This is a genomic window from Methylobacterium sp. EM32 (genome assembly GCF_040593685.1).
GTDB lineage: Bacteria > Pseudomonadota > Alphaproteobacteria > Rhizobiales > Beijerinckiaceae > Methylobacterium.
This window is the reverse complement of the sequence record NZ_JBEXZS010000004.1, coordinates 21332-29669: the sequence shown is the minus strand read 5'-3', so window position 1 is coordinate 29669 and position 8338 is coordinate 21332. Positions and strand designations below refer to the sequence as shown.

The 8338-nt window shown below is 70.0% G+C and carries 10 protein-coding genes; 5 read left to right on the top strand and 5 right to left on the bottom strand.

Going from position 1 to position 8338, the window contains the following annotated elements:
• From ABZT49_RS00985 to ABZT49_RS00975, 3 genes are all read left to right on the top strand, one after another.
• A partial coding sequence (locus ABZT49_RS00985) for an outer membrane protein (RefSeq protein ID WP_407943416.1) occupies window positions 1-732 on the top strand: 732 nt, incomplete at its 5' end.
• A gap of 149 nt (window positions 733-881) precedes the next feature.
• Window positions 882-1544 (top strand): hypothetical protein, encoded by a 663-nt coding sequence (locus ABZT49_RS00980; protein WP_355281840.1) that lies wholly within the window; start codon window positions 882-884, stop codon window positions 1542-1544.
• An 8-nt stretch (window positions 1545-1552) separates the two neighbouring features.
• Complete coding sequence (locus tag ABZT49_RS00975) at window positions 1553-2005, top strand: hypothetical protein (RefSeq protein ID WP_355281837.1); 453 nt, start codon at window positions 1553-1555, stop codon at window positions 2003-2005.
• A 30-nt stretch (window positions 2006-2035) separates the two neighbouring features.
• Here the strand turns inward: ABZT49_RS00975 and aroQ are convergent, their stop codons facing one another.
• On the bottom strand, window positions 2036-2482 hold the full coding sequence (aroQ, locus tag ABZT49_RS00970) for a type II 3-dehydroquinate dehydratase (protein WP_355281834.1): 447 nt from the start codon (window positions 2480-2482) through the stop codon (window positions 2036-2038).
• Window positions 2483-2678: 196 nt separating this feature from the next.
• Here aroQ and ABZT49_RS00965 point away from each other — a divergent pair, with 196 nt between their 5' ends.
• Entirely contained in the window at window positions 2679-2936 is a 258-nt protein-coding gene (locus ABZT49_RS00965; RefSeq protein ID WP_355281831.1) for a hypothetical protein, read from the top strand.
• A 101-nt stretch (window positions 2937-3037) separates the two neighbouring features.
• Window positions 3038-3964, top strand: coding sequence for a LysR family transcriptional regulator (locus tag ABZT49_RS00960; RefSeq protein WP_355281828.1), 927 nt, complete (start codon window positions 3038-3040; stop codon window positions 3962-3964).
• 3 nt (window positions 3965-3967) lie between these two features.
• On the opposite strand, the gene ABZT49_RS00955 is transcribed toward ABZT49_RS00960, so the two are convergent.
• The 4 genes from ABZT49_RS00955 to chvE all read right to left on the bottom strand — a co-directional run bounded on the left by ABZT49_RS00955 (window position 3968) and on the right by chvE (window position 8295).
• Window positions 3968-4129, bottom strand: coding sequence for a hypothetical protein (locus tag ABZT49_RS00955; RefSeq protein WP_355281825.1), 162 nt, complete (start codon window positions 4127-4129; stop codon window positions 3968-3970).
• 302 nt (window positions 4130-4431) lie between these two features.
• Complete coding sequence (mmsB, locus tag ABZT49_RS00950) at window positions 4432-5541, bottom strand: multiple monosaccharide ABC transporter permease (protein WP_407943417.1); 1110 nt, start codon at window positions 5539-5541, stop codon at window positions 4432-4434.
• A gap of 103 nt (window positions 5542-5644) precedes the next feature.
• Window positions 5645-7231 carry a multiple monosaccharide ABC transporter ATP-binding protein gene (gene mmsA, locus ABZT49_RS00945; protein ID WP_355281819.1) on the bottom strand — a complete coding sequence of 529 codons (1587 nt, stop codon included), beginning with the start codon at window positions 7229-7231 and terminating at the stop codon, window positions 5645-5647.
• Window positions 7231-8295, bottom strand: coding sequence for a multiple monosaccharide ABC transporter substrate-binding protein (gene chvE, locus ABZT49_RS00940; protein WP_355281817.1), 1065 nt, complete (start codon window positions 8293-8295; stop codon window positions 7231-7233). The genes mmsA and chvE overlap by 1 nt, the downstream gene beginning before the upstream one ends.
• Window positions 8296-8338 lie beyond the last annotated feature (43 nt).

The window sequence follows — 8338 nt, the reverse complement described above, 5'->3', positions numbered from 1 at the left end:
GCGCTCGCCCTGGCGGCTGCCCTCACGGCCGCCGCGCCGGCCTCCGCCGCCGACCTGCCGCGCCGCGTCGCGCCGCCGCCGGCCTTCACCCCCGTCCCGGTCTTCACCTGGACCGGTTTCTACGCCGGCGTGAATGCCGGCGCCGGCTTCGGCGGCGGGGGCGGCAGCTTCACGGATTCCACCTACGGCACCGTGACCCCGGGCAGCCGCGACGCCGCCTTCGTCGGCGGCGGCCAGATCGGCTACAATTACCAGTTCACGCCGGGCGCCGGCTTCGTGCTCGGCGTCGAGGCCGACATCCAGGGCACCACCTTCGGGCGGGCCCGCAGCGGGCTCGTCGGCAGCACGACGTTCTACGACGTCGGCCCGAGCCTCGACTGGTTCGGCACGGTGCGCGGCCGGATCGGCTACGCCTTCGACCGCTTCCTGGTCTACGGCACCGGCGGCTTCGCCTATGGCGGCGGCAGCACGCCGACGAACGCCTCGTACTACACCGGCACCCTGCCCGACACGTTCCGCACCGGCTGGACCGCCGGCGGCGGCGTCGAATACGCGATCACCGAGCGCCTGAGCGCCCGGATCGAGGCGCTCTACGTCAGCCTGGATCGCAACGGCGGCAGCGGCGGCCTCGTCTACGACACCGCCACCAACGCCTATTACGGCCTGGGCAAGCCCAAGGCGGATTTCGGCGTGGTGCGCGCCGGCCTGAACTACCGGTTCTCGACCGACTGAGTTCCCCCCAGCAGCAGGACGGTCGAGAGGACCGGAGGCGGGCGACCGCCTCCGGTCCGCCTGTTGGCCGTCGCGTCTTTGCAAGTCGCGCTTGAGCATCGCCAGCCCGAGCCCCATTCTCCATGGGTGATCGCATGGGAAGCCGGACAATGCCGGGAGCCTGGAACGCCGCCGCGGCCCTTCACCGGATCGCCGTCGAGGAGAGCGGCGAGGGCCTGTCGCGTGCCCGCACCGGCGGACTTCTGTATTACGCGCAGGGGATCTCGCTCGCGACGACCGGCGAGCCCTTGTTCGAGGCGACGTTCCGGCCCACCGGCTACGGATTCGAGATCCGGGAGTTCGATGAGCGGTCCGGCCCGTGGTGGCACATTCCCGATTCGATCGAGCCGGGCGCCCTCGCCGGGAGCCGGATCTTGAGAGAGGTGCTGCAAGTCTTCGGGCCCCTGAACGCCCAGGCCCTCGCCGGCGCGATCAGGTCCGAAGCGCCGTGGCGGACGGTCGGCGGGGAGCGCCGCGAGCGGGCCTTGGTGTCGCAAACCGAGATCCACGATCACTTCGCCGAGATGCTCGACGACGGTCGCGACATCATCGACGAACTCGGCCTCCCGACCTACCCGGATCGACCGAGCTGGGAGCAAGCCTACCGGGTCGCCGTCAACGTGAAGTGCCTTGCGGGGCACCCGCTGTTCAACGAGACCGAATCCCGGACCCTGCGCCGCAAGCTCGACCTGGAAGACCTGCCCGACGACTGGGACCACGACGCCCCCGACCATGGGCGAGACGAGGGCCTGCCCGCCTTCGCAGCCCGGTGACGCCCCCGATGGCACTCGTCCTCGAGGTTTCGGGCGATCTTCGTGCGGCGCTCAAGGGCAAGCAATCCGCCCTGAGGAGCTTGGGCCGGCTGGAACGGATGGTCGCCGAGGGTCAGTCGCCACCGACACGTCTGCTCAAGCCATCTGGAACGGGAAGCGCCGGCGAGTTCGCGCCCTACCGGGTGCTGCGCCTCCACCACGCCAAGCTCGATTTCTCCGGCCAGAACAAGGGCGACCCGCTCCTCGTCTTTCAGGAGACGTCGCCCGGTCGGCTCGTCGCCCTCGCGCTGACCGACCATCGCGCCTATGCGAGTTCCGATCCCGCCCGTTGCCGCGCCTGGCTCTGGATGCACCGCGACGCGATCGATTGGAGCGCCGGCGACGAGGCCGCCGCCCTTCTCGAGCAACTGCGGGCGGAGTTCGAGCACGCGGCACCCTTGGGTGGCCGCGGACGCCGCTAGTGTCAGCACGATCTCGAGGACGCGCCGGCGTCACCCCTTCGCGTCGATCAGCTGCGCCAGCCGGCGCAGGGCCAGCCCGTAGCCCTGCGTGCCGAGCCCCGCGATCACCCCGTCGGCGCGCAGCGAGACGTAGGAGTGATGGCGAAACGCCTCGCGCTTGTGGACGTTCGAGATGTGCACTTCGATCACCGGCGCGTCGAAGGCGTTGAGCGCGTCGAGGATCGCCACCGAGGTGTGGGTGAAGGCCGCCGGGTTGATGACGATCCCGCCCGCCGTCTCGCGGGCCTCGTGGATCCAGTCGATGATCTCGTATTCGCGGTTCGACTGGTGGAAGCGGATCTCCAGGCCCAGCTCGCCGGCGAGCGTCCGGCAGGAGGCCTCGACGTCGGCCAGCGTCTCGCTGCCGTAGATGTGCGGCTGGCGCTTGCCGAGCAGGTTCAGGTTCGGGCCGTTCAGCACGTAGACGAGGTGGCTCATGGCGGGGCTCCTTCGCGGGGCGCGGGACACCGCGCTTTTAGGCGCCGCTCCGCCGGCCTGCGTCAACCGTCCCGCCAGAGCCGGACGGCATCGCCACGATAGGCGAACGGCATTGGCGGTCGGGGCCCCGGCGCGGCGATGATCCCTGACAGACAGCGGGGCCCCCTCCCCGCCTCCCGACCAGAGGATCCGTCCGATGCGCAGCCTTCTGCTCGCCGGTGCCGTGCTCGCCGCTCTCTCGACCAGTCCCGCCCATGCCTGGACCCAGTCGCTCCTGCATCTCGAGGGCCGGGCCGGGGTCGTCGCGACCACGATACCCACATCCCCGCGCTACAGCGGCACCGACGCCGCACGCCGCGCGGCGCCGCGGCGGATCCCTTCCGGGCAGACCGGCGCACCCGCGCCGGTGCGGCCCTCCGACCCGCCGGCCTGGCCGTCCTGCCCGTGGTGCTGACGGGTCCGTCTCCCCGATCCGCTCCCGCGATGCTAGCTTCGCGTCCGTCCCCGCTGCCGGGGCCTTCGGTTCGCGGCCTCGCACCCCGCGGGAGGGCGACGATGGAGATGCATCAGGTCCGCTACTTCCTGGCCCTGTGCGAGGAGCACAACTTCACCCGCGCGGCCCAGGCCTGCCACGTCACCCAGCCCTCGCTCACGCGGGCGATCCACTTCCTGGAGGAGGAGCTCGGCGGCGCCCTGTTCCACCGCGAGCGGACCGGCACGCGGCTCTCCGAGCTCGGCCGCACCGTGCGGCCCTACCTGGAGGAGGTCTACGCCAAGGCCCAGGCCGCCCAGGCCGAGGCCCGCGCCTTCGGCCGCCAGCGCCGCACCCGCCTGACCCTCGGGGTGATGTGCACGATCCAGCCCGACGCCCTGATCGGGCTGATCGGGGGCTTGCGGTCGCGGCATCCCGGTCTCGAACTCGACATCGTCGATGCCAGCGCCGGCACCCTCGAGGAGCGGCTGCTCATTGGCAGCCTGGAGGTGGCGCTCTACTGCCTGCCGGGCCGGGAGCCCGATCCGCGCCTCCACCACCTCGCCCTGTTCCGCGAGCCGATGGTGATCGCGGTGGCCCCCGGGCACCCGCTCGCCGCCCTCGCGGCGATCCGCCCGCGGGACCTCGGCGGCCAGCACTACGTCCACCGCCTCAATTGCGAGTTCCGCGGCGTCGCCGGGCCGATCTGGGAGGCGCAGGGCTGCACCGAGTGCGAGACGATCTATCGGAGCGAGCGCGACGACTGGATCCTGGCGATGATCGCGGCGGGGCTCGGCTTCGGCTTCATGCCGCGCTCCTGCGCGGTCCATCCGGGCGTGGTCGCCCGTCCGCTGGTCGAGCCGGAATTCTGGCGCGAGGTCAACCTCGTCACCGTCCGTGGCCGGCCGCACGCGCCCGCGGTCGGTGCCCTCCTGCGCGAGGCGATGCGGGCGGAGTGGTTCGGCGCCCCGGCGCTAGCGACCGAGCGCGCACGCCTCGGAGAGGCGTGAGCCCTACCCTTCCGCCTTGTCGCCCTGCCCCTGCTTGGCGCCGCCGGCCGGATCGGTCGCGTCCTCGCCCCCGGGCTCCGGCGCGTCGCGCCCCTGCGGGGTCAGGCGCGGCCGGCTGATCGCGTCCTCGTCGACGCCCGGCGGCTGGGTCTTGGGATCGGCCATGGGATGCTCCCGGGGGGTCCATGTCCGTGGGCAACGCCGGGCGGGTGGGACGGTTCGCAGTTGGAGGACGACCGGTCCGAACAATCACCTCTCGCGACGGCGCCCTCACCCTCCATCGTCATCCCGGGGCCGCGCAGCGGAACCCGGGATCCATAGCCGCTGAGGTCGAAGGACGACATGGATCGCGTGCCGCTTCATCCTACACCGTCAGCGGTTATGGATCCCGGGTTCTCGCCTTCGGCGAGCCCCGGGATGACACCGAGGGTGGAACAGCCGGCAGTGCGAGCAGACGGACGCAACCCCTACCGCTTGCGATAATACTGATCGATGCTCACCGCCCCCAGCAGCACCAGCCCCTTGATGACCTGCTGGTAGTCGATGCCGATGCCGAGGATCGACATGCCGTTGTTCATCACGCCCATGATCAGCGCGCCGACTACCGCGCCCGTGACCTTGCCGACGCCGCCGGAGGCCGAGGCGCCGCCGATGAAGCAGGCGGCGATCACGTCGAGCTCGAAGCCCAGGCCCGCCTTCGGGGTCGCGGTGTTGAGGCGGGCGGCGAAGATCAGGCCGGCGAGCGCGGCGAGCACGCCCATGTTGACGAAGGTGAGGAAGGTCAGGCGCTCGGTGTTGATGCCCGAGAGCTTCGCCGCCTTCTCGTTGCCGCCGAGCGCGTAGACCCGCCGGCCGATCACCGTGCGGCTCGTCACGAAGCGGTAGAGCAGGATCAGCGCGAACATCACGATCAGCACGTTCGGCAGGCCACGATAGGTGGCGAGCCAAGTGCTGAAGGCGACGATGACGGCCGCCACCAGGGCGTTCTTGAGCGCGAAGGCGCCGATCGGCTCGGGCGTGAAGCCCTGGCGCTGCTGGCCGAGGCGCCGGCGCAGGTTCGAGCCGACCAAAATCACCGCGAGGGCGACGCCGACGAGGACCGAGGTGATCCGCAGCGAGCCGCCGGTGACGACGTCCGGGATGAAGCCGGAGCTGAGCTTCTGGAAATCGGACGGGAACGGCCCGACCGACTGGCCGGCGAGCAGCGCCAGGGTCAGGCCCTTGAACACCAGCATCCCGGCGAGGGTGACGATGAAGGAGGGGATGCGCAAGTAAGCCACCCACCATCCCTGCGCCGCGCCGATGACCCCGCCGGCGATAAGGCAGAGGAGTGTGGCGAGCAGCGGGTGCAGACCCATCTGCACCATCAGCACGGCGGCGAGCGCGCCGATGAAGCCCGCCGTCGAGCCGACCGACAGGTCGATATGCCCGGCCACGATGACGAGCAGCATCCCGAGCGCCATCACCACGATGTAGCTGTTCTGCAGCACCAGGTTGGTGAGGTTGAGCGGGCGCAAGAGCGCCCCGTCGGTGAAGAACTGGAAGAAGAGCACGATGCCGACGAGGCACAGGATCATGCCGTAGTCGCGCAAGGAGCCCGAGAAGGCCTTGGGGTTGAACCCGGCGATGGCCGGCGGGCGCGGGGCCTGGGCGGGGGTGACGGTGTCGCTCATAGCGTTTTCAATGTCCTCCCGAGGTGACGATGGCCCGCATGATCGCCTCCTGCGAGGCCTCCGCCGCGGGAAGTTCGCCGACGATGCGACCCCGGTTCATGACGAGGATGCGGTCGCACATCCCGAGCAGCTCGGGCATCTCCGAGGAGATGATCAGCACGCCCTTCCCCTGGGCGGCGAGGTCGTTGATGATCGCGTAGATCTCGTACTTGGCGCCGACGTCGATGCCGCGGGTCGGCTCGTCGAGGATCAGCACGTCCGGGTCGGCGAAGAGCCACTTGCTCAACACGACCTTCTGCTGGTTGCCGCCCGACAGGTTCACCGTCGCCTGGTCGATGCCCGACGAGCGGATGCGCAGGCGCTCGCGGTAGCGCTCGGCCACCGCCCGCTCGCGGTCCTCGTCGATCACCCCGCGGCCTGAGACGCCGGGCAAGTTCGCCAGCGAGACGTTGGTGCGGATGTCCTCGTGCAGCACCAGGCCGTAGCCCTTGCGGTCCTCGGTGGCGTAGGCGAGGCCGGCCGCGATCGCCTTCTCGACGCTGCCGAGATCCGCGGGCTCGCCCCGTAGCCACGCCTCGCCGGCGACGCGCGTGCCGTAGGCGCCGCCGAACAGGCTCATGGCGAACTCGGTCCGCCCGGCGCCGAGCAGGCCCGCCATGCCGACGACCTCGCCGCGGCGCACGGTGAGGCTCACATCCTCCACCGCCAGGCGATCCGGGTGGAGCGGGTGGCGCACGCTCCATCCTCTCACCTCGAGGAGCTTCTCGCCGATCGCGACACCCTCCCGCGGGGGATAGCGGTGGGCGAGGTCGCGCCCGACCATGCCCTTGATGATCCGGTCCTCGTTGAGGCGGCCGTCGGGCCCGAGCAGCGCGTCCCGCGGCAGCGTCTCGACGCTGGCGCCGTCGCGCAGGATCGTGACGCTGTCGGCGACCCGGGCGACCTCGTTGAGCTTGTGCGAGATCAGGATCGAGGTGATGCCCTGCTCCCGGAAGGCCTCCAGCAGGGTGAGCAGCGCGTCGCTGTCGCTCTCGTTGAGCGAGGCGGTCGGCTCGTCGAGGATGAGCAGCCGCACCCGCTTCGAGAGCGCCTTGGCGATCTCGACGAGCTGCTGCTTGCCGACGCCGAGATCGGTCACCAGGGTCTCGGGCGCCTCGTCGAGGCCGACCCGGGCGAGCAGGTCCCGGGTGCGCGCCATCACGTGGGGCCAGTCGATCACGCCGAAGCGCGAGGCCGCCTCGTTGCCCAGAAAAATGTTCTCGGCGATCGACAGCAGCGGCACCAGGGCGAGCTCCTGGTGGATGATGATGATGCCGAGCGCCTCGCTGTCGGGAATCCCGGAGAAGCGCCGCACCTCGCCGTCGAACAGGATGCTGCCGTCGTAGGAGCCGGCGGGATAGACCCCGCTCAGCACCTTCATCAGGGTCGACTTCCCGGCCCCGTTCTCGCCGCAGACGGCGTGGATCTCGCCGGCACGGACGGCGAGGGTGACGTCGTCGAGCGCCTTCACGCCCGGGAACGCCTTGGTGATGCCGCGCATCTCCAGGATCGGGGATGCGCTCGGCACCGCGCGGGGGGCCGGGGACGCCGCCATCACTTGACCTGCGAGGCCTTGTAGTAGCCGCTGTCGACCAGCGTCTTCTGCCAGTTGTCCTTGTCGACGGCGACGGGTTTGAGCAGGTAGGACGGCACCACCTTGACGCCGTTGTTGTAGGTCTTGGTATCGTTGACCGGGACCTGGCCGCCGGACGAGATCGCGTCGACCATGTCGCTCGTGACCTTGGCGAGCTCGCGGGTGTCCTTGAACACCGTCATGCTCTGCTCGCCACGGACGATCGACTTGATCGAGGGCAGCTCGGCGTCCTGGCCGGTGATGACCGGAAGCGGCTGGTCGGACGAGCCGTAGCCGACGCCCTTCAGCGACGAGATGATGCCGATCGAGATGCCGTCATAGGGCGAGAGCACCGCGTCGACGCGCTTGTTGCCGTAGAAGGCGGAGAGCAGGTTGTCCATCCGGGCCTGGGCCGCCGCGCCGTCCCAGCGCAGGGTCGAGACCTTGTCCATCCCGAGCTGCTTGCTCTGCACGACCAGCTTGCCGGAATCGATGTAGGGCTTCAGCGCCGACATCGCGCCGTCGTAGAAGAAGTAGGCGTTGTTGTCGTCGGGCGAGCCGCCGAACAATTCGATGTTGAACGGGCCCTTGCCGTCCTTGAGGCCGAGCTTGTCGACGATGTAGCTGCCTTGCAGCACGCCGACCTGGAAGTTGTCGAAGGTGGCATAGTAATCGACGTTCTTCGAGCCGCGGATGAGGCGGTCGTAGGCGATGACCTTGATGCCGCGGTCGCTCGCCTGCTGCAGCACGTCCGACAGGGTGGTGCCGTCGATCGCCGCGATCACCAGCACCTTGGCGCCGGTGGTGATCATGTTCTCGATCTGCGACAGCTGGTTGGGAATCTCGTCCTCGGCGTATTGCAGGTCGGGGGTGTAGCCCTTGGCCTTGAGCGCCTGGACGAGGCCCTGTCCGTCGGCGATCCAGCGCGCCGACGACTTCGTCGGCATCGCGACGCCGACCTTGCCCTTCTGCTGGGCGTGGGCCGGAGAGGCGAGCATCGCGGCGGCCACCAGGGCCCCGCCGATGAGGGCGGCGAGAGACTTCATGTTTCCTCCGGGAATTCCCGCGTCTTGGTCGCGCGGGGCTGAT